This window comes from Acinetobacter sp. FY731, assembly GCF_059515905.1.
The window spans coordinates 1-24,620 of record NZ_JCAKNB010000013.1 but is presented as its reverse complement, the minus strand read 5'-3'; the positions used below and the strand labels follow the sequence as shown (position 1 = coordinate 24,620).

General features: G+C 37.6%; 15 protein-coding genes, 2 tRNA genes and 3 rRNA genes. 6 read left to right on the top strand and 14 right to left on the bottom strand.

Translation table 11 applies throughout. From position 1 onward, the window contains the following. Position 1 precedes the first annotated feature (1 nt). Positions 2 to 637 (top strand): 2-polyprenyl-3-methyl-6-methoxy-1,4-benzoquinone monooxygenase, encoded by a 636-nt coding sequence (gene coq7 / locus AC5YC8_RS12685; protein WP_496119577.1) that lies wholly within the window; start codon positions 2 to 4, stop codon positions 635 to 637. A gap of 63 nt (positions 638 to 700) precedes the next feature. Here coq7 and prpC read toward each other — a convergent pair whose 3' ends face one another. Further along, positions 701 to 1,828 (bottom strand): bifunctional 2-methylcitrate synthase/citrate synthase, encoded by a 1,128-nt coding sequence (prpC, locus tag AC5YC8_RS12680; RefSeq protein ID WP_496119579.1) that lies wholly within the window; start codon positions 1,826 to 1,828, stop codon positions 701 to 703. Between the two features lie 4 nt (positions 1,829 to 1,832). Further along, entirely contained in the window at positions 1,833 to 2,717 is an 885-nt protein-coding gene (gene prpB, locus AC5YC8_RS12675) for a methylisocitrate lyase (protein WP_496119581.1), read from the bottom strand. 208 nt (positions 2,718 to 2,925) lie between these two features. On the opposite strand from prpB, the gene AC5YC8_RS12670 reads away from it, so the two are divergent. Further along, the gene (locus AC5YC8_RS12670) at positions 2,926 to 3,579 is read left to right on the top strand and encodes a TetR/AcrR family transcriptional regulator (RefSeq protein ID WP_496164761.1); all 654 of its coding nucleotides are present in this window, start codon (positions 2,926 to 2,928) and stop codon (positions 3,577 to 3,579) included. 110 nt (positions 3,580 to 3,689) lie between these two features. Beyond that, positions 3,690 to 4,610: an ornithine carbamoyltransferase gene (gene argF / locus AC5YC8_RS12665; protein WP_496164760.1), complete on the top strand. Its 921-nt coding sequence runs from the start codon at positions 3,690 to 3,692 to the stop codon at positions 4,608 to 4,610. A 68-nt stretch (positions 4,611 to 4,678) separates the two neighbouring features. Here argF and AC5YC8_RS12660 read toward each other — a convergent pair whose 3' ends face one another. From AC5YC8_RS12660 to AC5YC8_RS12645, 4 genes are all read right to left on the bottom strand, one after another. Beyond that, entirely contained in the window at positions 4,679 to 7,576 is a 2,898-nt protein-coding gene (locus tag AC5YC8_RS12660) for an autotransporter family protein (protein WP_496164759.1), read from the bottom strand. Positions 7,577 to 8,080: 504 nt separating this feature from the next. Further along, positions 8,081 to 8,983, bottom strand: a complete 903-nt coding sequence (locus AC5YC8_RS12655; protein ID WP_496164758.1) for a sensor domain-containing diguanylate cyclase — start codon at positions 8,981 to 8,983, stop codon at positions 8,081 to 8,083. A 369-nt stretch (positions 8,984 to 9,352) separates the two neighbouring features. Next, the gene (locus AC5YC8_RS12650) at positions 9,353 to 11,068 is read right to left on the bottom strand and encodes an AAA family ATPase (RefSeq protein WP_496164757.1); all 1,716 of its coding nucleotides are present in this window, start codon (positions 11,066 to 11,068) and stop codon (positions 9,353 to 9,355) included. A gap of 98 nt (positions 11,069 to 11,166) precedes the next feature. Further along, the gene (locus AC5YC8_RS12645; RefSeq protein WP_496164756.1) at positions 11,167 to 13,116 is read right to left on the bottom strand and encodes a hypothetical protein; all 1,950 of its coding nucleotides are present in this window, start codon (positions 13,114 to 13,116) and stop codon (positions 11,167 to 11,169) included. A 134-nt stretch (positions 13,117 to 13,250) separates the two neighbouring features. Here AC5YC8_RS12645 and AC5YC8_RS12640 point away from each other — a divergent pair, with 134 nt between their 5' ends. After that, positions 13,251 to 14,222, top strand: coding sequence for an alpha/beta hydrolase (locus AC5YC8_RS12640; RefSeq protein WP_496164755.1), 972 nt, complete (start codon positions 13,251 to 13,253; stop codon positions 14,220 to 14,222). Between the two features lie 57 nt (positions 14,223 to 14,279). Here the strand turns inward: AC5YC8_RS12640 and AC5YC8_RS12635 are convergent, their stop codons facing one another. After that, positions 14,280 to 15,473, bottom strand: coding sequence for an AfsR/SARP family transcriptional regulator (locus AC5YC8_RS12635; RefSeq protein ID WP_496119594.1), 1,194 nt, complete (start codon positions 15,471 to 15,473; stop codon positions 14,280 to 14,282). A 309-nt stretch (positions 15,474 to 15,782) separates the two neighbouring features. Between AC5YC8_RS12635 and exaC the strand changes: the two genes are divergently transcribed. Beyond that, positions 15,783 to 17,294 (top strand): acetaldehyde dehydrogenase ExaC, encoded by a 1,512-nt coding sequence (gene exaC / locus AC5YC8_RS12630; protein ID WP_496164754.1) that lies wholly within the window; start codon positions 15,783 to 15,785, stop codon positions 17,292 to 17,294. Positions 17,295 to 17,451: 157 nt separating this feature from the next. Then, a complete protein-coding gene (locus tag AC5YC8_RS12625; protein ID WP_496164753.1) occupies positions 17,452 to 18,156 on the top strand; it encodes a glutamine amidotransferase in 705 nt (234 codons plus the stop codon). Between the two features lie 107 nt (positions 18,157 to 18,263). On the opposite strand, the gene AC5YC8_RS12620 is transcribed toward AC5YC8_RS12625, so the two are convergent. From AC5YC8_RS12620 to AC5YC8_RS12590, 7 genes are all read right to left on the bottom strand, one after another. Beyond that, on the bottom strand, positions 18,264 to 18,620 hold the full coding sequence (locus AC5YC8_RS12620) for a hypothetical protein (RefSeq protein ID WP_496164752.1): 357 nt from the start codon (positions 18,618 to 18,620) through the stop codon (positions 18,264 to 18,266). A 3-nt stretch (positions 18,621 to 18,623) separates the two neighbouring features. Further along, positions 18,624 to 18,995, bottom strand: a complete 372-nt coding sequence (locus AC5YC8_RS12615) for an immunity protein Imm33 domain-containing protein (protein ID WP_496164751.1) — start codon at positions 18,993 to 18,995, stop codon at positions 18,624 to 18,626. Between the two features lie 154 nt (positions 18,996 to 19,149). Next, a 5S ribosomal RNA gene (gene rrf / locus AC5YC8_RS12610) occupies positions 19,150 to 19,264 on the bottom strand. 195 nt (positions 19,265 to 19,459) lie between these two features. Beyond that, positions 19,460 to 22,350 (bottom strand): 23S ribosomal RNA (locus AC5YC8_RS12605). Positions 22,351 to 22,686: 336 nt separating this feature from the next. Further along, positions 22,687 to 22,762: transfer RNA gene (locus AC5YC8_RS12600), tRNA-Ala, on the bottom strand. A gap of 60 nt (positions 22,763 to 22,822) precedes the next feature. Beyond that, positions 22,823 to 22,899: transfer RNA gene (locus tag AC5YC8_RS12595), tRNA-Ile, on the bottom strand. 61 nt (positions 22,900 to 22,960) lie between these two features. Next, positions 22,961 to 24,498 (bottom strand): 16S ribosomal RNA (locus AC5YC8_RS12590). The 16S, 23S and 5S rRNA genes sit together here with 2 tRNA genes alongside, the layout of an rRNA operon. Positions 24,499 to 24,620: the final 122 nt, after the last annotated feature.

The following is a 24,620-nucleotide window of genomic DNA, read 5'->3' as shown; positions in this document are numbered from 1 at the left end:
CATGCGTCAATTCACAGGTATCGATAAGCTTATCAACTCATTCGATCAAGCTTTACGTAGCTTAGTACCTGGTGCAACATCTGCACATCGAGAAAATCCTGCAAATGAAACAGACACTCAACTTGGGGTAAGTGAGGCACGTCATGTTGCAGGTCTTATGCGCGTCAACCATAGTGGCGAAGTATGTGCTCAAGCTTTATATCATGGTCAAGCACTTACAGCGAAATTACCCAATGTACGTCGTGAAATGGAATTTGCTGCAATTGAAGAACAAGATCATTTGGCATGGTGTGAAGATCGATTAAAAGAACTCGATAGCCACACCAGTTTATTTAATCCTGTTTGGTATAGCCTATCTTTTGGTATGGGTGCTTTAGCAGGTATTGCAGGCGACAAATACAGTCTTGGTTTTGTTGCAGAAACTGAGCGCCAAGTAAGCTTGCATTTAATTGATCACATTAATCAATTACCTGCTCAAGATGAACGCTCGCGTAGAATTTTAACTCAAATGAATGAAGATGAGTTACATCATAGAGATACTGCACTCAATGCAGGTGGTGTAGATTTACCTCTACCTGTGCGGATTGCCATGACCGGCGTTTCTAAACTCATGACAAAAACGAGTTATTACATTTAAGTTTCAATAGCACATTAAAAAAAGCCCCTCTTGGGGCTTTTTTTATTTCAACTTGTTAATTAATTAACGCGCATCAATCGGTGGAACTTTACGCAATTCATAGCCCGTATAATCTGCACTTGGACGAATAATGCGATTGTCCGCACGCTGCTCCATCACATGTGCAGCCCAACCTGTTACACGAGACATCACAAATATTGGAGTAAACAGTTTTGTTGCAATATCCATAAAGTGATACGCCGAAGCATGGAAGAAATCTGCATTACAGAATAACTTTTTCTCGCGCCACATTACCTCTTCACAACGTACAGATACAGGATACAACACTGTATCGCCTACATCTTTTGCTAAACGCTCAGACCAGATTTTAATAATGCCATTACGTGGATCATTATCTTTGTAAATCGCATGACCAAAGCCCATGATTTTTTCTTTACGCTCAAGCTTTCCAAGCATTTCACGTTCAGCTTCTTCAGGTGACTTCCAGTTTTCAATCATTTCCATTGCTGCTTCATTTGCACCACCATGCAATGGACCACGAAGTGAACCAATTGCACCAGTAATACATGAATGCATATCTGATAATGTTGATGCACAAACACGCGCAGTAAATGTTGATGCGTTAAATTCATGCTCTGCGTACAAAATTAACGAAACATTCATCACTTGTTCATGCAGTTCATTTGGCTTTTCACCACGTAATAAATGCAAGAATTGTGCGCCTATCGAATCATCATCTGTATTTTCGTTAACACGAATGCCGTCATGACTAAAACGATACCAATAACAAATAATGGCAGGTAAAGTCGCTAAAATACGGTCTGCAACATCTTGCTGTTCTGCGAAAGAGTTTTCTGTTTCCAAATTACCAAGCATTGAAACGCCCGTACGCATCACATCCATTGGGTGTGAGTTTGCAGGAATTCGCTCCAAAACTTCTTTTAGTGCCTGTGGTAATGAACGTAAAGATTTTAATTTTGCTTTATAAGCATCAAGCTGTTGCTGATTTGGCAATTCACCAAAGAAAATTAAATAGGCTACTTCTTCAAATTGGCAATTTTCAGCAAGGTCTTGTACATCGTAACCACGGTATGTAAGACCTGCACCGCTTTTACCTACTGTAGATAATGCAGTCTTTCCTGCAACTTGACCACGCAACCCTGCGCCTGTAAGTACTTTTCCTTCAGCCATTTTTTTAATTCTCCTGTTTAAACAGTTTATCTAATGTATTTTCAAAGGTGTGATAATCTAAAAATTCGTAAAGTTCTTTTCGTTGCTGCATTTTATCAAGAACATTCACTTGCGTACCTTGCTCACGAACAGCTTGCATCACTTCTAGTGCCGCTTTTTGCATAGCTCGAGTTGCAGAAAGTGGATACAGCACCATTGAAATACCTTGCTCACCCAACTCATCGACTGTGTAATACGGCGTATCACCAAATTCTGTAATGTTAGCCAAAACAGGTACACCCACCGCATCACAAACCGTTCTGTACATGGTAATGTCGGTCATGGCTTCCGCAAAAATTGCATCTGCACCCGCTTCAACACAAGCACAAGCACGATCAATCACCGCATTTAAACCTTCTTTTTGCAAAGCATCTGTACGTGCCATAATCACAAAATTAGAGTCAGTTTTTGCATCTACAGCAGCTTTAACACGGTCTACCATTTCTTGTTGCGTTACAATCTCTTTATTTGGACGATGCCCACAGCGTTTTTGTGCAACTTGATCTTCAATATGAACCGCAGCAGCGCCAGCAGCAATCATTTGTTTCACTGTACGTGCAATGTTAAATGCTCCGCCCCAGCCTGTATCGATATCAACCAACAATGGCGTATCTACACGTTCTGTAATACGGCGTACATCTTCTAAAACATTGTCTAAGCTTGTCATTCCTAAATCAGGCAAACCATAAGAGTAATTTGCAACGCCTGCGCCAGATAAATAAATAGCTTTGTATCCTACTTGTTTTGCCATCATAGCTGCGTAGGCATTTACCGTACCCATAATTTGTAATGGTTTTTCTGCATCCAATGCTTGTCTAAATGCTAAACCTGCAGATTTTTGTTGTGTCATTGTCCCTTCCACAGCATCAATATTATTTATCGAGCTTCGAGTATATCTATAAATTTCGTTCAATCTATATTCACATAGAACAAATACTCTAGAACTTTAGTCAAAAGATATATGATTATTCACACTATTTTTTTTGAATACTTTGAAAAAAACATGCGTTATAGAATATTTGGTATAATTTAGAAAATTCCTTTTCCCAATGATACGAATGCAAAATAATTTTCAGTTTACACAGGCAATTATTCATGACATACCACAAACAAAACGTGGACATGAACGCTGTGTCTCACTTTTAGAAAGTGCAACTGAATTATTTTTAAGTCGTGGTTATGATGCTGTTTCTCTTGATGACATTGTAAATCACGCAGGTGGTTCAAAAGCTTCCATTTATAAATACTTCGGCAATAAAGATGGATTATTTAAAGCGATTTGCGATTATCGTCGTATGCAATTTTTTAAAGATATTAGTATTTCGTATAATCAAGAATCTTCAGACTTACGCACCAATTTAATCAACACACTTTTAAATTTCAATTTGCATATTCAAAAGCCTGAAAATGCATCATTTATGAAATTGGTGATGGAACAAGGACAACGCAACTCTGAATTAGCACGCTATATTCACGATAATGGCCCATTAAAAATCCAACAAATTGTCGCGAATGTTCTACAACAAGCCCATGAAGATGGTTTGCTTTATTGTGAAAATCCTCTTTATTCCGCACAGCTTTACTTTGGAATTTTACGAAATTTAGAATGGCGTATTATTATTGGTGTTCCACTAGAACAAGATGATCAAGAAACGCTCAAATACATAAACTACGCGGTCGATCGCTTCTTAGACGGTCACCAAAAAGGCTAGTTTTTTTGCTTTTTTGTATAATTATAGTATAGAGTGTTCGATTCTCCTTTTTTCATTAACCAACCAACAACTAATTGTTGTTTTTATTCAGCAATTATTGTGGAGTAACCATGGCTCTACGTCACTTTCTTACTTTACGCGATTTATCTACTCTCGAACTCAACCAAATCATCCAACGCGGTATTGAGCTGAAACGAAAGCAGCACAATAACGAAGTTTTCCAACCTTTTGTTGGTAAAGTGATGGGCATGATTTTTGAAAAATCGAGCACCCGTACACGCGTTTCGTTTGAAGCAGGTATGAGCCAGTTCGGTGGTAGTGCAATTTTCCTTTCTTCTCGTGACACGCAATTAGGTCGTGGCGAGCCAATTGAAGATTCTGCACGTGTAATTTCAAGTATGCTTGATATTGTGATGATTCGTACTTTTGGTCATGACATTGTAGAACGCTTTGCTTCTTACTCGAAAGTTCCTGTAATTAATGCTTTAACTGACGACCACCACCCTTGCCAATTACTTGCAGACGTTCAAACTTTTGTTGAACACCGTGGTTCTATTGAAGGTAAAACTGTGGCGTGGATTGGTGATGGCAACAATATGTGTAATTCATATATTGAAGCTGCGCACATGTGGGGCTTTAAATTAAAAATTGCAGCACCTAAGGGTTATGAACCTCAAGAGAAATTTTTGTCTGAATTTGCACATTGTGTAGAACTAGTAGACTCTGCTGAAGATGCTGCAGTAAATGCCGACCTAATTGTAACTGACGTTTGGGCGAGCATGGGGCAAGAAGAAGAGCAAAAAATTCGCGAAAAAGCGTTTGCTGATTTCCAAGTGAATGAGAAATTAATGGATTTGGCTCACCCAGATTGTTTATTTATGCATTGTTTGCCTGCACACTGTGGCGAAGAAATTTCTGAAAACATGCTAGAGCATAAAAATGCTGTGGTTTGGGATGAAGCTGAAAACCGCTTACATGCTCAAAAAGCTTTAGTTGAATTTTTATTAAATGAAAATTTAAAGAAAGACTAAAAGTTTGATGTAAAAAAGCCCCTTATTTAGGGGCTTTTTTACATTTGAAGATACAGTTTCAAGATTATTTAGAAGTTATACTTCCAACCAATATTACCTTGGTAAGTTCTGTGATTATGTCTACCTGCAATATACGATGTGTTTATCCAAACTTGGCTATTCTTCGTTGTGTGCCCTTCTAATCCAATTTTAAGCTCACCTTGATTAGCAGATCCTTCATTTACATACTGAATATCATTAATTGTTACTGAATATGGATTTGTATTATGAATAAAATTTAAAGCAACATATGGGCGATAACTTGTCAACTTACTCCCATTTGTTGGGATATTTAAATATGTTTTAACACCAATACGTGCTTGTAAGTTATCTTTACCATGATTGATATCAATACCTTGAGCATCTTTAAAATTATCCGAATGTACACCTTGATATATTAATTGTGTTTGCGGTTGAATCCACCAATTTTGTTTAGTATCTTCATTAAGCAGGTAATCACCTCCAACCTCAATGGAAGCAGTTACACCCGATGATTTATATTTATATCGATTTTGATCTGGAGTATCAATTTTATTATTAAAACTATTCCATAACACCCAACTATCAATATAAGCACCACGCTCTTCTACAGGATGTGCATACCAAGTACCATATAGCCCTAGACTGTAACCATTAATTTCAGCTTTAGATGCACGAGTTGTTAAATTTGAACGTGTTTTACCATCATAATGTGCAAAACCACCCATAACTCCTAAATTATACTGATCTTCTTCTCCTAAAGTTACTAAGCCTGCACCAATTTGTGTAACGAAACTATTCCCAGTTGTTTTTAATTGACTATCCATCGTTTTAAATTGATTATGACCGCCATAAGCACGCACCCAAACATTACCTTTATCTTTGTCATTTAGTTTTTGGAATTGACTTGCACCTTCACGATCTTCTAAACGAGATGTGAACAACGTATTACCCATTGTTTCTGTAGCAAGATAAGAGCCAATATCTGGTGTATAAATATAATCTTTATAATCATAATTCATTAAATACCAATTATCATAAGCTGGTAAAGTGTTTTTCGATGCACCTTTTTCTCGATATTCTAAATAATAATCGTATGCACCAGCAGACACATAACCTTTATTTGCTATATAAAATGTATCTTTATCTGAATTATTTGTTTGGATAATATGAATACCATTTTTTGTAGGAGCACCCAATCCATTCAGATTATTTACTTGTAATTCAGTAGTACCAGATGCATCACCATTAATAGTTACAAAATCTTTCTTTGAACTATCATCATCTAAATCTACATCCATCATCAAAATACCATTATTACCAACATAATTACCATTTACAGTCAACTTAGTATCTAATTGACCATTCTGTAGTGTAATAATGCCTCGATTAATATTATTAATATTCCCATTAACCGTACTGAGATCGGTAACAAAATGAAGTGTTGCATTATTACTATTTACAATTGCATTATCTAAAGTACTTGCATTTACCACTGTATTTGCTGCATTAAAATAAACATGAGCATTGTTTGTGTTTACTAAACCATTACTTGCAAGACCAATATCACCACTACCAACAATAAAATTAATATCTTTATTATTGAAATTTATAGTTGAATTATCATTTTGAATATAGTCACCCTTTGTTTTTTTCTCTAATGTAGTTTTACCATTAATATTGAAAACAGCATTACCTTCCTGCCTAATTAATACATGTTCATCTCCTGTCACCGTTAAGTTGTCTTCAACAGTAATTGTAGCCCCTGAAAAACTTCGTATTGCTACAGATGCATATTGTTTATTATTATTATTATCTTTAGGCTGTTCCATAGTAACATTTAAACTAGAGTTAAATTGTAAATTACTACTCTCACCGGCCCTAATTCCACTGCCACCTGTAGCATTTTCAAGAATAGCTTCTTTTTCAACTATAAGCTTTGATCCGTTTCTAATATCCCAAGATGCTGCTGCTGCTCTATTTATCCACCGATCATCTGCAATCGAGTTCACTAAACCTGGAACTTCATATCTTGTCCTAAAAGCACCACCAATAACTAACTGTCCACCACCCATCTCAAGTAATCTGGTATAAACCTTATCTTTTTCCTCTGGGGGATTATGTTCTGATAACACTTTGTTAATATCTAGATTACCTTTGATATCGACTTTACCACTTATATTCAATGCACTAGCATTAGTGCTTGTTTGAACTATATACAAGCTTTGCTTTATATTTTTTTCAAGGTCTGAAGGATCTATAATAAACTCATCAGTCTCAAATTTAGTTCCCGCACCTACACTTAAAGCAGATCCACCAGCGCGGTCAGTTTTTAATACAATATAATTAGGATTGACAAGTTCAGTTAATTCTTTTCCATTATTAAAAAGCTCTGCATTATTTAATGTTAAAACACTAAAATCCAATTTACCTAATGCATTGACCACAGAGCCATATACTTGCCCAGGATTGTTCGGATCATAAGTTCCTGTTCCTGAATGTAAATTTAAATAATATATTTGTCCATAATTACTCCCTGCATCATTATTTCGCTGTTGATAATATGGATTTGCACCATTTATAGGGTCCCATGTACCTGCTCTCTTTGTAGTAATTACACCATTACTATCTACAATATTCTGTAATTGATCGATTGGATTAAAAAATGCAGATAATTTACATACTCCTCCTGCATTGGTACTTATATTAAATGTACCTGTAGTGTTGCCTCCATCAGGATCAGTGGCTGCCTGGTTGTCAGGCACATACTTAATATTTGTAAGTGTACAACTTTCTATATTAATGTTTGGCCAATATGTTTTATAACCATTTGGTGTACTGGGATTTCCATTATTCGTATACGTTGGTGCAGCAACCACACTTTCAGCGCCAACAATAACAAATAATATTGCAATAGTTAGACTATTAAATTTTATTGTATTTTTCATATACTTAAGCACCCTATATTAATTATTTTTCACATAATTCAGGCTTATATTTGATTAATTAACACTCAATGCATATTGCATTAATGTTGTTTTTATTGCTATTTTGTATAAAAAATATTACAGAAGTTACATAATGTAGCCAACTTTAATTATAATTAACTAAAATTTTATATAAATTAGTTTATCTAATAAAAAACATAAACCTATAAATAGTTTTAATTAAAACAAAAAATTATCTTTTTTATTTTTATCAAAAAACTTATGCTTTTCCTTAATTTAAAAACCTATTTCTAAGATAGGCTATTTTACCCATTATTCATGTTTTATTTTAAATTAAAACTTAATGAAATCTATATTTTTAAAATATTATATCTACACTAGCTACTAAAAAATAAATCCCAAAAAAACTTATTTCATCTCAGTATAAAACTGTCCAATTTCACAAGATTTAATATATATTAAATAAACTATTCTCAGCCTTAATCATTATTTAATACAACATACTTAAGCAGTAACAATCCTATCTTTTCCCTTATTCTTAGCTTCATATAGAGCTATATCGGCTCGTTTCATTGTATCTGTACATGAGCTATCTTCCGGTAATATAGTAGTTATACCTATACTCGCTGTAACAAGCTCGTCATCTACTGAAAACTGACGTAACTCTTTTCTAGTACTTTCTTGTATCCGCTTGGCAAACTGAAGTGCTTGCTCATATCCTGTATTTGGTAAAATAACCACAAACTCATCACCACCTATACGACAAGCACAATCAGTTTTTCGAAATGTTAAGCGCAATATATCTGCTGCTGCTCGAATCGCTTCATCCCCTGCATGATGACCTTTACTGTCATTGATTATTTTCAGATTATCAAGATCAAACATCAAAATAGAAGTCTGTACCGAATGCCGCACATATAACTCATAATGTAGTGTTAATTCATGCTCTAGTTTTCTTCGGTTGAACAGCCCTGTTAACTGATCGGTATGACCTAATTCTGTTAGCCTAATTTCCAAGTCGTGGCGCTTTGAAATATTACTTGCGACCCAGAGTACAACCTCTTCCTCTTCCACCAAAAAACTCAAGGCTTGAATGCGTACTTCAAACCAAATTGGTTCTACAGGACCCTGTTCAGGTAAACCTTTCACATCCCTATTACTCAACTCATATTCTTCTATAAGTAATTTTTTAGACTCTAGTGCTTGGCTAATCAGCTCTAGAAATAAGTTAGCTTTATCAGGCTTTATCATATCTGAAATATACTGACCAATAAGACTAGAGCCGTCATGGTAATAGCGTTTATCACGACCACCAAATACGGCAACATATTTTCCACTTCGGGTCAAAATAAAGGCAGGATCTGGCAAAGTATCAAGAATAGTCGCCATCTGCTCAACGTTGATCATGAAGCATATCTTCTGATTGGGTTACAATATGTAACATGTTAGTTCAATAACAATACAAATGCACGATTTTTAATCAAAAAACTGCCATTGACCTTTTCTAAAGTCAAGTTCTTATAAGGTTCAGATCAAGTCATTAATTATGCTCAAGAAGCAAGTTGTGTTTCTAATATGATTATTTTTCTAAAATTTAAATAAAACATGCCACACTAATTATTTTTATTTTAAATCAAAATTGCATATTAAATTAAAAAGCTCAATCATCACCAATTGAGCTTTTTAATTCATTCGTGATGTCCCTTACTCTCAATTCGAATAAAGTTCCACAATTTATTTTCATGTTTCCAAATTGAAACTGATATGAAGCTCAAGCTACTCAACAAATAATAAAGCCAAACGCACTTGGTCATAACCCATTTTCGGGCTTGTTAAATCTACAATCGGACGTAACTTAATAGAACCATCATCATTAAAATGATTTGAATCTTTACGTTTCATTAAGCGCTTATAAATTTTACGCACTTGTTCAACAACTTCTTCATCTGGGCTTGCCACAGAAATATCTAAACCTTGTTCTTTATGCAAACGCCCTAAATGATTAATAATGGTTGCAGGCGTTAAACCACGCTCTACCGCAATATCTTGAATTTCATAACCATCAATAAATAATGCTTTCGTTTCATCTAAAGTTGCTGTGGCGTAATTGGTTTTACCACCACTTTTAGCAAGCTTCTTCTCATTACGCTCAATTTCAACTTCATTTAATGTACCACCACAATGACGAATAAACGCTTTATGCTGAGGTGTTAAATCAATTGTATCGTAATGCGTTTCTGCTTCATCTGAAAGCTCTTGAAAACGCCTATCTGCCTTAATGGCTAAACTATCTAACTCTAAAGCTTGCTCATTGAAACCAAGCAAACGCAAACCATCTAAACTTTTTAAACGAGACAGCGCAACATAGCCCTGACCATTTTCGAACGTATGACTTAAATTAATTTCAGCAGCTTCTAAGGTCATCCCTTGAGATTTATGAATGGTAATTGCCCAAGCCAAACGTAAAGGAATTTGTGAAAAACTCGCAATAGTTTTACCCGCATCGTTATCTACCGACCATGTTTCAGGCTCAACAATTAAAGTTGTACCATCCGTCAGTTTTACTTTCGGTAAACAGCCATACTCGTCATCTTCTTCAAAACCAATCACCTCTCCCAAGCTACCGTTAATATAACCCATGTCGAAATTATTCTTTACGAACATCACTTTGGCATGTTTTTTTAAGGTTAAATTTTCAGGCGCACGTACTGAAGATTTCAACGTTTCAATCAGTTTGTCGTTACCATCACATTGCGCATCGAACTGACGACCATCATTTTCAATTTCATTTAAGTGTTTGAAGTTAATGGTGTCTACATCCATATTATGTGTATATAAACGTGTAAAAGTATCACCAATATTTTGATGCCGCGTGTTTATTAAAGCTTGTTTATGTTCTTCACTAATGCTTTGGCTACGAATCGCATTTAAAATATCATTTAAATAATCATTTCCTTGACGATGCTGTTCCGTCAAATAACATACGCGAAATTTTGCCTCTACCCATGCTTCAGACATAAAGCAGAATTTATCTCGGTTACGTTCATCGTTACGACCTACAGGTGGTAGCTGAAAAAAATCACCCGCAACAATCACTTGAATGCCACCAAATGCTTCATCGCTTTCTTTAAAGAATTTTAAAACCTTATTCACCAAATTCAGCTGCTTTGCATGAAGCATCGAAATTTCATCAATAATTAACACTTGGGCATTTTCTAAATGCTCTTTTAAATATTTTCGTTCTTTCATACGTTTCAGCTCATCTTCTGAAATCGTATCTTTAATCCCAATACCCGCCCAAGTATGAATAGTCATACCATTCATATGGGTTGCTGCAATACCTGTAGACGCTGTAATTGCCACAGTTACTTTGCGTGCTTTTAAATAATTGATGTATTGATTAAGCGTATAGGTTTTACCTGCACCAGCCGATCCTGTTAAAAATACATTTTCACCAGCTTTTAATAACTTCAGTGCAGTTTCTTGTTTCATAAGACCTATAACCATAAACGAACCGCTATAGCCTACAGATTTTTGACTAAAAAGTTAAGATGAAAAGCGGTATAAACGACAAAGCATGTCTTTTGATTTTATTTCATCGTTTTGTTTCGGTTTAATTCATCAATAAATTGTTTTGCAATGCTAATCTGTAATGATTCAGCCTTTTTATTGTTCGAATATTCTAATTGATCGAAATACAATTTCTCATTTTTCAAATGGCAACCTAAAGTTAAATGCTCATTATCATTTAATGATGACATATGAAATGCCACATATTCACCTTGTACAATTTGCGGTGTGTAACTTTCTGCAAGACAATGCCTCAAATGCTGAGATTCAGCCAAAATTTGATCTAAATTTTTAAGTTCTTCAAATTTCCAATGATTAAACTCAATTACATGCTCTTTAGTAAAACTCCCCCATGTTGATCCTAAATATTTGTGTTTTAACTTTTCTAGCATTTCATCTTTTTGCACTTGATGATGCCAACTTATTGCTTTCTCAAATAAACCAAACCAAGATACATTTTTTTTAATTTGGTGATGACTCGTCAAATATGACACCAAATAGTCACGAACATAAGAATCGAAAACCAATTCTTTCACATGATTATCTCTTAAATAAAAATGCTGTCTAAAGTGTTCTAATGTGATGTTATGGCGCTTGAGCATAAAAATGAATTTTCGCCCCTGTTGCCTTTCAGGCAAAATATATTCCATTAAATCTTGGGGTAAGCTCTTAGAAACATCAAATAAATATTGCATATAAGCCTGCATTAAACGACTTAAATTGGTATAAACAACTTTCACCGCATTTTCTTGATGTTGTACATGCGAGTTTAATGCCTTTAACCATTCATCTAAATACAAAACTGAAGGTTTTAAATGTTCAAAATCATTTAATGATTGTTCTTTTTCTGCATATTGTGCACAGCTTAAAATAAACATTCGTGCTGAAACAAATTGAAAATGCTGCAACGTGGCTAAAATAATACTGTTATGAAAACGACTACAATCAACAAAGCTTAAAGCCGTCATGGTAATTCGACTACTAGTATGCTGCATAGAATCTACAATCCAGTTCACCACATTCACTTCTTGTTTAAAAACCCAATTGACTTCTTGTTTAGAATTAAACAAAGGAACTTGTATTTTTTCATCCCAAAAACTCGCTTCTCCTTTATAAAAATGCTGCTTTGCAAACAAGTCTGATTTTGTCCAATACTGTTGTGGAATATGTTTTACAAAATTTAGGATATTTGAATATTGCTGCGCATGTTGCCAAAGCATACAAATTTTTTCGGTACTTTCCACATAGTCATTTAAATTAAAATAATCTGGAAAACATAATTGCATCACACGATAGCTTGCTGTTGGCATAAATTGTTGTGTACTCAAGCTCAACTCTTGAAAACTATGGATTAAACTTTGTACATTAAAAAAATCATCACCTAAAACCAAATCTAAGCGAAATAAATCAACAAATAAATGAGTAATTTCTGTAGGAATTTTCACAGGATATTGTCTTTGTTTTGACAGTATTTTTCGTTGAAATATTCCTTCCTTAATCATTAAATGATCAATAATTTCAGCCTGAACTTGAGTTAAGTTTTCCAACCATACATGTACTCTTTGCTCTGCTCCCACCCAAATATAAAGCTGACGACTTAATAACTTTCTAAAATTTTCAGCAGTTTCACGCAGTAAGATCGAATTTTGACTCTCTATTTCTGTACTATAAAACATCAAATGCTGATAAATAAATTGAATAATTTCAGAGTATTGTAAATTTTCAATATCACTACTTACCTGAAGCATTTGCTTTTTATGTGGATTTGAAAAATCCAAACAAAACAAACGATTCAATATGTATATATGATTATTCGACTGATCTATTTTAAATATATACTGTGCGTCATAATGTCCAATAATGCTCATCTGATCAACAAAAATGCTTTCCATTGATTTAGAAATTCTCATAATTTGTTGAGCAAAATCTTTTCGAATAATCGAAGAATAGACATCTTTTTTTATTTTCATTGATTGTCCTTTTAGGGACGCTTTTATATTTCCACTGTAAGGTTTTTTCCTACAAATACCAATCCCCAATTGACAACTTTAATAGACTCATCGATATTCATTGTGAAATTCAGGTATTTTTACAAAGGAATGTAATGCCAAAACCAACAAAACAAAATATTCAATATCGTCCAGATATTCTTGGTAAAAGCTATGAATGTACCGATATTAATTGCGCTGATGACAATGATGGCAAAGTCATTGCCACGTTAGTTCGTAAATTAACGAATAAACCATGTAAGAAAGCAGTTCTCTATATTCATGGATTTATCGATTATTTCTTTCAAAAAGAAATGGCTGAAAAATTTAATGAACAAGGCTTCAACTTCTACGCTCTCGATTTACGCAAATATGGTCGTTCACATTTATCTCATCAGCAATTTTATGATGTGAAAAACCTGTCAGAATATAATGAAGAAATTACCAAAGCTTTAGACATTATTGCTTCTGAAAGCAATCAAAATGTTTTATTAGCAGGACACTCTACTGGTGGATTAATCACAACCTTATATGCCACTAAACATCCTTATCATCCGTTAATTAAAGCACTTTGGGTAAATAGCCCTTTTTATGACCTTAATAAATCAAATTTAGAAAAAAATATTGGAATCCCCATTCTTGCTAAAATGGGTAAAGTATTTCCAAATATAAAATTTCCAAGTGGCCTAAACTCTTTGTATGTTCCAAGTTTACACATCAGTATGTATGGTGAATGGAATTTTAATCTAGAGTGGAAAAAGGAAAATTATCCTTGTGTATATTTAGGCTTTGTCCATGCAATTTATGAAGCTCAAAAGCAAATTCATGATGGTATTTATTTGAGTATTCCAACATTAGTTATGTATTCAAATCAAAGTAAACATCCTAAACAATGGAATATTGATGCTCAAAATAGTGACATAATATTAAACGTAAAAGATATTGAAAAATGGGCATCGCGCTTTCACGGCAATGTACAATTATGTGAAATTAAAAATGGTCTGCATGATTTAGTTTTATCTACACAACCTGTACGTAAAAATGTTTATACACAATTATTCAAATGGCTTAATGTGAAAATCCCCTAAGCTACAAATATTTGATTTATAACTAATATATTTCAAATTTACATATAGTTTTAAAACTTAGTTTTGATATTTTAGTATTTTTTGATGTACAGGATGATCATTTGGTACAAGTTCAATTAAACGCTCCAAAGCATCCACAGCCTCAGGATAATGCGCCAAATGTTTAAGCAAAATATCTGTGTTTTGTGCTTTGAAAATTGCTTCGCTCAAACGTGATTCAATACAATCACGCCATGTACACAAAAATGGACTTTCTGTTTTTGCTAAAAAAGTTCCGCTAAATTGTTTTAATGCTTCTTCTAAATATCCAGCATCTAAGGCATTTTCGATTTGTAGAAAATCGGCATCAATATTCGCTTGTATTCGATATGGGCGTGAAATAACAAGCTCACCAAATAAATCTTTAATTTGTGACATTTCCGCCTTTAATGTACCCATACTAATTTTTCTTTCGCCATACAATGCCTGATGTAATTGTTCTAAATTTAAGCCCGTAGGACATAATGCTAAAATACAGATAATTTCAATCTGCCTAGGAGTTAAAACCATCACCCGACCATTCACTAAAATTTGGGGAGATGAAAAACCACGTATATAAATATTTTGCTGTCCTAAATCCAATAAGGCATGCTGAATAATAGATGCACAACGCTCCGCAGCAAGCAAACCTAGACTATTATGCTTTTCCCATACCGTAGATAAATCAATAACACCTAATATTTTTTGAGTAGATGGATCGACCACGGGTGCAGCGTAACAAACCCAATCTTGTATAGACTCCATATAGTGTTCATTGGAAAAAACACAACTCGACTTTTGAGTTTTTAAGGTTAAAGCTAAAGCATTCGTACCGACTAAGTCTTCTCGCCATTGACCACCTTCTACAAAATGTACCTGTTCTGCAGCAGATTGCATTTGCTTACTTGCAGCACTCCAAATAATCGTACTTCCGATATCCCCAACAGCAAGTACCATAGAAGATTGATCTGCAACATGTTTAAGTTCATCCTCACAAATCCGAAGTGCACTTTTTAACTTGGCAGATGGTGCCTTTTTCACATGATGATTAGAGACCTGGTTCACTAATGGCGCTGCTGTGCGGTCAGAAGGAATTAATGCTGATTCGGAACGATGCCAAGAGCTAATGATACTTTGTTCAAGCTGACTTGCATGTTCTAATGACAACGTACTACCTTGTCTTAACCGTTCAATTTCTTGTCTCTTTTTTATCAAACTCTGAATTTCCATCATCTACATGTTCCTTTTATATAGACAGTCATTATTTACGTTCTATTTTTATTATTTGTATTATTGAACGACTTCCATTCCTATAATTAACTATAGTTTTTGCGCTTTGTCTTCTCTTTTATTGTGACATTTCGTCAATATAATTAAATATAAGTTTCATCTAATCGGCATAGACAAAATTTAAATGTCTATATATTTTAGCTTAGTGTGAATCCAACCTTTTTCCAACCTTTTTCATTCTAATCTTAATAAATATGGAAAAAATCTATTCATAACTTCGATAGTTCATCGATAAACAAAAAGGAAATTGTTATGCGCTATGCAGATCCAAATACAGACGGTTCAAAAGTACAATTTAAATCTCAGTATGAAAACTTTATTGGTGGAAAATGGGTAGCTCCTGTAAAAGGACAATACTTTGACAACATTTCTCCCGTAAATGGACAGGTATTCACCAAAGCTCCTCGCTCTTCTGTAGAGGATATTGAACTCGCTTTAGATGCAGCACATGAAGCTAAAGCTAAATGGAATGCATCTTCCCCGACAACACGCTCTAATATTTTATTAAAAATTGCAGATCGTTTAGAAGAAAACTTAGAACTCCTTGCTGTTGCCGAAACATGGGATAACGGTAAGCCTATTCGTGAAACTTTAGCTGCTGACATTCCACTATGTATTGACCACTTCAGATATTTTGCAGGTTGTATTCGTGCTCAAGAAGGTGGAATCTCAGAGATTGATGAAGATACCATCGCATATCATTTCCATGAACCTTTAGGTGTTGTAGGACAAATTATTCCTTGGAATTTCCCTATTCTAATGGCCGCTTGGAAACTTGCACCAGCACTTGCTGCAGGTAACTGTATTGTTCTAAAACCTGCTGAGCAAACACCTGTTAGTATTTTAGTTCTTGCTGAACTTATTCAAGATATTTTACCACCTGGCGTTCTCAATATTGTGAATGGTTATGGTGCTGAAGTAGGTCGCCCATTAGCCACCAATCCACGTATTGCAAAAATTGCATTTACAGGTTCAACCGCTGTTGGACAACTCATTATGCAATATGCAACAGAGAATATCATTCCAGTCACTTTAGAGTTAGGTGGTAAATCTCCAAACTTATTCTTTGAAGACATCATGGATCGTGATGATGATTATCTTGATAAAGCATTAGAAGGGTTTGCGATGTTTGCCTTAAACCAAGGTGAAATTTGCACATGCCCATCACGTGCTTTAGTGCAGGAAAGCATTGCAGATCAATTCCTTGAAAAAGCCATTGAGCGCGTTAAACGCATTAAAACAGGTCATCCTTTAGATACAACGACGATGATTGGTGCACAGGCATCTCAAGAACAGCAAGACAAAATCTTAGGATGTATTGCAACTGGTCGTGCAGAAGGTGCACAAGTTCTTACTGGCGGTGAAGCACGTCATGAAGTCGGTGAAGGCTTTTATATTGAACCAACAATTTTCAAAGGTACAAATAATATGCGTACTTTCCAAGAAGAAATTTTTGGACCTGTACTTGCTGTTACAACCTTTAAAGACTTTGACGAGGCAATCAAAATTGCCAATGACACCATTTATGGTCTAGGTGCCGGTGTTTGGTCTCGTTCGGCCCATACATCATATCGTGCTGGTCGTGCTATTCAAGCTGGACGTGTATGGACAAACTGTTATCACATGTACCCTGCCCATGCCGCATTTGGTGGTTATAAAAAATCAGGAATTGGTCGTGAAAATCATAAAATGATGCTAGATCATTATCAGCAAACTAAAAACTTACTCGTAAGTTATTCAACAAAACCTGCTGGTTTCTTCTGATTTTAATTAACTTTAGATCTTCACTTGCAGGCTTCATACCTGCAAGTGATTCCTTTCTCAATCTACATCTTTAAAATAAAATGATTTAATACATTAGGAATCTGTTTTTAAAATATAATAAATAACGCCTTTTCTACCATTCAATAAAATTAAATTTATGTCAAATTTCCCAGATACAATCTACGTCATTCAACACGTAGCTTTTGAAGACCTAGGTTCACTTGAAGATACTTTTTATCAACTTGGTTTTCGTGTACGTTATTTTGAAGCTGGAGTTGAAAATTTAAATAAAGCTTTCGAACATCAAGGTTTAACCATTATTTTAGGTGGTCCTATTGGTGTAAATGATGTTTCAGATTATCCATTCCTTCAAAATGAAATAGACTTACTAAAAGTTCGTTTGGAAAAAAATCTACCGACTATTGGAATCTGTTTAGGTGCTCAACTTATCGCAGCTGCTTTAAATTCCAAAGTTTATACAGGTAGTCAAATAGAAATTGGATGGTCTAAACTTCAATTAAACAATGAAATTAATAACCCTCTTGCACCATTACAAAATATTGAAGTTCTTCATTGGCATAGTGATACTTTTGATCTACCAGTGAATGCTCAGTTACTTGCAGGTACTGAGGTATATCCACATCAAGCTTTTTCTATAAACAGACACATCCTTGCCTTACAATTTCATATTGAAGCATCAAGAGATAGTATGGAAAAATGGCTCATTGGACATACTTGTGAATTAAAGCAAAGGGAGATCAATATTAAAAAACTAAGAGAAGATAATCGAAAGTTTGCGCCACAACTCGAATTTGTAGCAAATCAAATTATTAAAAACTATATGATATCTTTAACAAATTAATGATTAATGCAAAATAAAAGATCTAAGCTAAAACTTAAATCTTTTATTTTAAATTCGGTTCTATAAATAAAAATTTGATTTTTTAGCAAAGCTTCAAACGACTTAGGCTATTTTGTCTTGCAAAATGAATTCCTAGCAAACCCATCAAGCTCCAAACTTTTACTTTGGCGCTCTAAGTAATAATTTGCAGCTAATAGCATTGTTGAAGCATTTTCTAATTGTCTATTATCTTCCGATATCCTTTTAATATTTTGATAGGCAATAATACGCTCGCAAAATGCTTTATTTTGTTCAGAGAAAGTTGCTTGTGTATCATCTGAATCTAAAACCACTTTTGTATCTTGAATAATTTTCATGTATTGACTGAGCAAAGCATCATATTTAACTTGCGCCAGTTGTTCTGCATACGTTAACGATGCAAAACAACTCAATATGATTATAAGAAACTTACTATAAAGTTTCATATATTATGCCTCGTCACCTTCTTTCCATACATCCTCATAATCATCACCATCAATCATAAAACGAAAGCCTACATCTAAAGCTAAATATGGAAGAACGTCAGGAGCAATATCTTGTAATTCGCGAACCGTCATCGTTTCAAAATTATCAATACCCTCTTCTAGCTCACCACCATAAATATACCAACTCACATTTTCGTCAGTTGTAGGCTGTTTACGGATACCAACTAATGGGTCTTTATTTAGTGTTTGAACTGCGACAGCAATGACATCATCACCACTAACTTCAATATAGACAGAGCCAAACTCCTCACATAAAAGCTTCTGTTCTAAGATTAGTTCAGCCAATGCTGAAGCTTGTTGCGAGATTTTAGCCATAAGATAAATATACAGTGATAAATAGTTGTACCTAGCTTAACTTAAATAGAATATTTTCCAATTATTTTTATTATTTAATTTCATTACTTTTTCTTTACCCCGATAAAAAAACACCCCCTTAGGCATTAAGCTAAGGGGGTGTTTTGAATTAATGAGCTGGCGATGACTTACTCTCACATGGGTAACCCCACACTACCATCAGCGCTAAGAGGTTTCACTTCTGAGTTCGGGAAGGGATCAGGTGGTTCACTCTTGCTATTGTCGCCAGCACAACTGTTTATGGACTTATTCGGGTCTTATTTACATCAAATGATGTATGCCTTACTTCGTACCAAATAGAATTCATTAACAGATTATTTGAGTTAAAGTATAAGTTCTAGCGTATTCTGAATCAAGATCAGTCAGTGTTGACTGTTTGGTTTTGAATCGATTTCAGCTTTATACAACAACTGTTTGGGTGTTGTATAGTCAAGCCTCACGAGCAATTAGTATTGGTCAGCTTCACATATCACTATGCTTCCACATCCAACCTATCAACGTCGTAGTCTTCAACGGCTCTTTAGAGGAATAAATTCCTAGGGAAATCTTATCTTGAGGTAGGCTTCCCGCTTAGATGCTTTCAGCGGTTATCCCTTCCGAACATAGCTACCCGGCGATGCGACTGGCGTCACAACCGGTACACCAGAGGTTCGTCCACTCTGGTCCTCTCGTACTAGGAGCAGATCCTCTCAAATTTCCAACGCCCACGGTAGATAGGGACCGAACTGTCTCACGACGTTCTAAACCCAGCTCGCGTACCTCTTTAAATGGCGAACAGCCATACCCTTGGGACCTGCTTCAGCCCCAGGATGAGATGAGCCGACATCGAGGTGCCAAACACCGCCGTCGATATGAACTCTTGGGCGGTATCAGCCTGTTATCCCCAGAGTACCTTTTATCCGTTGAGCGATGGCCCTTCCATACAGAACCACCGGATCACTAAGACCTACTTTCGTACCTGCTCGACTTGTGGGTCTCGCAGTTAAGCGCGCTTTTGCCTTTATACTCTACGCGTGATTTCCGACCACGCTGAGCGCACCTTCGTACTCCTCCGTTACTCTTTAGGAGGAGACCGCCCCAGTCAAACTACCCACCAGACATGGTCCTCGCTCCAGATTATGGAGCAGAGTTAGAACCTCAATATTACCAGGGTGGTATTTCAAGATTGGCTCCACCGAAACTAGCGTCTCGGTTTCAAAGCCTCCCACCTATCCTACACAAGTAAGATCAAAGTTCAATGTCAAGCTGCAGTAAAGGTTCACGGGGTCTTTCCGTCTAGCCGCGGGTACACCGCATCTTCACGGCGAATTCGATTTCACTGAGTCTCTGCTGGAGACAGCGCCCCCATCATTATGCCATTCGTGCAGGTCGGAACTTACCCGACAAGGAATTTCGCTACCTTAGGACCGTTATAGTTACGGCCGCCGTTTACTGGGGCTTCGATCAAGAGCTTCGCTTACGCTAACCCCATCAATTAACCTTCCAGCACCGGGCAGGCATCACACCCTATACGTCCACTTTCGTGTTTGCAGAGTGCTATGTTTTTAATAAACAGTTGCAGGGGCCTGGTTTCTGTGGCTGTCAATAGCTCAGGAAGCAAGTTCCATCACCGTCAACAGCGTACCTTCTCCCGAAGTTACGGTACCATTTTGCCTAGTTCCTTCAGCAGAGTTCTCTCAAGCGCTTTGGTCTACTCGACCTGACCACCTGTGTCGGTTTCGGGTACGATTCCAGTGTAACTGAAGCTTAGAGACTTTTCCTGGAAGTATGGTATCAGCCACTTCGCTAGTAAACTAGCTTGCTATCAGATCTCAGCATAGAGCACCCCGGATTTGCCTAAGATGCATGCCTACTTCCTTCCACCTGGACAACCAACGCCAGGCTGACTTAACCTTCTCCGTCCTCTCATCGCATTACACTGAAGTATTGGAATATTAACCAATTTCCCATCGACTACGCCTCTCGGCCTCGCCTTAGGGGTCGACTCACCCAGCCCCGATTAACGTTGGACTGGAACCCTTGGTCTTTCAGCGTGCGAGTTTTTCACTCGCATTGTCGTTACTCACGTCAGCATTCGCACTTCTGATACCTCCAGCATGCTTCTCAACACACCTTCATCGGCTTACAGAACGCTCCCCTACCACTTGCAATAAATTGCAAATCCGCAGCTTCGGCATATAGTTTTAGCCCCGTTACATCTTCCGCGCAGGCCGACTCGACTAGTGAGCTATTACGCTTTCTTTAAAGGGTGGCTGCTTCTAAGCCAACCTCCTAGCTGTCTATGCCTTCCCACATCGTTTCCCACTTAACTATAATTTTGGGGCCTTAGCTGGCGGTCTGGATTGTTTTCCTCTTGACTACGGACGTTAGCACCCGCAGTCTGTCTCCCGGATAGTACTCATTGGTATTCGGAGTTTGCATCGGTTTGGTAAGTCGGGATGACCCCCTAGCCGAAACAGTGCTCTACCCCCAATGGTATTCGTCCGAGGCGCTACCTAAATAGCTTTCGGGGAGAACCAGCTATCACCGAGTTTGATTAGCCTTTCACCCCTATCCACAAGTCATCCCCTGGCTTTTCAACGACAGTGGGTTCGGTCCTCCAGTTAGTGTTACCCAACCTTCAACCTGCTCATGGATAGATCACCCGGTTTCGGGTCTATACCCAGCAACTAAACGCCCTATTAAGACTCGATTTCTCTACGGCTCCCCTATACGGTTAACCTCGCTACTGAATATAAGTCGCTGACCCATTATACAAAAGGTACGCAGTCACCGAACAAGTCGGCTCCCACTGCTTGTATGCATGCGGTTTCAGGATCTATTTCACTCCCCTCACAGGGGTTCTTTTCGCCTTTCCCTCACGGTACTGGTTCACTATCGGTCAGTCAGGAGTATTTAGCCTTGGAGGATGGTCCCCCCATATTCAGACAAGGTTTCACGTGCCTCGCCCTACTCGACATCATCATATAAGCCCTTTCGTGTACAGGACTATCACCCACTATGGTTGCACTTCCCAGAGCATTCCACTAGAACTTATATGACTTAATGGGCTGTTCCCCGTTCGCTCGCCGCTACTGAGGGAATCTCAATTGATTTCTTTTCCTAAGGGTACTGAGATGTTTCACTTCCCCTCGTTCGCCTCATAAACCTATGTATTCAGTTTATGATACCTACCTTATGGTAAGTGGGTTTCCCCATTCAGAAATCTCCGGATCACAGGATATTTGCCGCCTCCCCGGAGCTTATCGCAGGCTATTACGTCTTTCATCGCCTCTGACTGCCAAGGCATCCACCACATGCACTTAATTACTTGACTATACAACCCCAAACAGTCGTTAACCCTTACAAGTTAGGTTAGCAACAGAGCTTGTCTTACGACTTGCTCATACAGTTGGCGTCTTGTGCATTTAAGCACCGTACAGCTTCAATTAGATTCATATACCAAAACGCTTGATTCAGTTAATTTCGCTAGTACTCATTCTTTCTTTCGATTGAATGAGCATGAACAAATTATTTCAACTCAAATATATTCTGTTAATGATTAATCTAGCCTTCGTCAGGTCTAGACGCTGTGATAAATCACAGAACTTAATAAACAAGATCTTCGATCTCTTTTACTAAATTCTATAATCTAGCAACTTATCTTAATGTATGGTGGAGACTAGGAGAGTCGAACTCCTGACCTCCTGCGTGCAAAGCAGGCGCTCTACCAACTAAGCTAAGTCCCCAGCTTATCATATAGATTCGATGTCTCTGTGTTCTGTACTAATTGCTTAGGTAATCAGATTTGGTGGGTCTGACAAGACTTGAACTTGTGACCCCACGCTTATCAAGCGTGTGCTCTAACCAACTGAGCTACAGACCCTCAGATACATCTTCATGAAGAACAACTTGTTGTGGATTCTTACCAATCGTCAATCTTTCGTTAAGGAGGTGATCCAGCCGCAGGTTCCCCTACGGCTACCTTGTTACGACTTCACCCCAGTCGTCGGCCACACCGTGGTAAGCGTCCTCCTTGCGGTTAGACTACCTACTTCTGGTGCAACAAACTCCCATGGTGTGACGGGCGGTGTGTACAAGGCCCGGGAACGTATTCACCGCGGCATTCTGATCCGCGATTACTAGCGATTCCGACTTCACGCAGTCGAGTTGCAGACTGCGATCCGGACTACGATCGGCTTTTTGAGATTAGCATCCTCTCGCGAGGTAGCAACCCTTTGTACCGACCATTGTAGCACGTGTGTAGCCCTGGTCGTAAGGGCCATGATGACTTGACGTCGTCCCCGCCTTCCTCCAGTTTGTCACTGGCAGTATCCTTAAAGTTCCCACCCGAAGTGCTGGCAAATAAGGAAAAGGGTTGCGCTCGTTGCGGGACTTAACCCAACATCTCACGACACGAGCTGACGACAGCCATGCAGCACCTGTATGTAAGCTCCCGAAGGCACCAATCCATCTCTGGAAAGTTCTTACTATGTCAAGACCAGGTAAGGTTCTTCGCGTTGCATCGAATTAAACCACATGCTCCACCGCTTGTGCGGGCCCCCGTCAATTCATTTGAGTTTTAGTCTTGCGACCGTACTCCCCAGGCGGTCTACTTATCGCGTTAGCTGCGCCACTAAAGCCTCAAAGGCCCCAACGGCTAGTAGACATCGTTTACGGCATGGACTACCAGGGTATCTAATCCTGTTTGCTCCCCATGCTTTCGTACCTCAGCGTCAGTATTAGGCCAGATGGCTGCCTTCGCCATCGGTATTCCTCCAGATCTCTACGCATTTCACCGCTACACCTGGAATTCTACCATCCTCTCCCATACTCTAGCTTCCCAGTATCGAATGCAATTCCTAAGTTAAGCTCAGGGATTTCACATCCGACTTAAAAAGCCGCCTACGTACGCTTTACGCCCAGTAAATCCGATTAACGCTCGCACCCTCTGTATTACCGCGGCTGCTGGCACAGAGTTAGCCGGTGCTTATTCTGCGAGTAACGTCCAAGCATCTAGAGTATTAATCTAGAGCTCCTCCTCCTCGCTTAAAGTGCTTTACAACCAAAAGGCCTTCTTCACACACGCGGCATGGCTGGATCAGGGTTCCCCCCATTGTCCAATATTCCCCACTGCTGCCTCCCGTAGGAGTCTGGGCCGTGTCTCAGTCCCAGTGTGGCGGATCATCCTCTCAGACCCGCTACAGATCGTCGCCTTGGTAGGCCTTTACCCCACCAACTAGCTAATCTGACTTAGGCTCATCTATTAGCGCAAGGTCCGAAGATCCCCTGCTTTCCCCCGTAGGGCGTATGCGGTATTAGCAGCCGTTTCCAACTGTTGTCCCCCACTAATAGGCAGATTCCTAAGCATTACTCACCCGTCCGCCGCTAGAAATCAGTAGCAAGCTACCTATTCCCGCTCGACTTGCATGTGTTAAGCCTGCCGCCAGCGTTCAATCTGAGCCATGATCAAACTCTTCAGTTTAAAATCAGTAGTACCTTTAAAGGGTACCAATCTTGGCTCATCAATTTTCTGACAAATATTTCTCAAATAAACTTCGAGTAATTTCTACCATTAAATCAATGAAAATAATTTCGATTGATCAA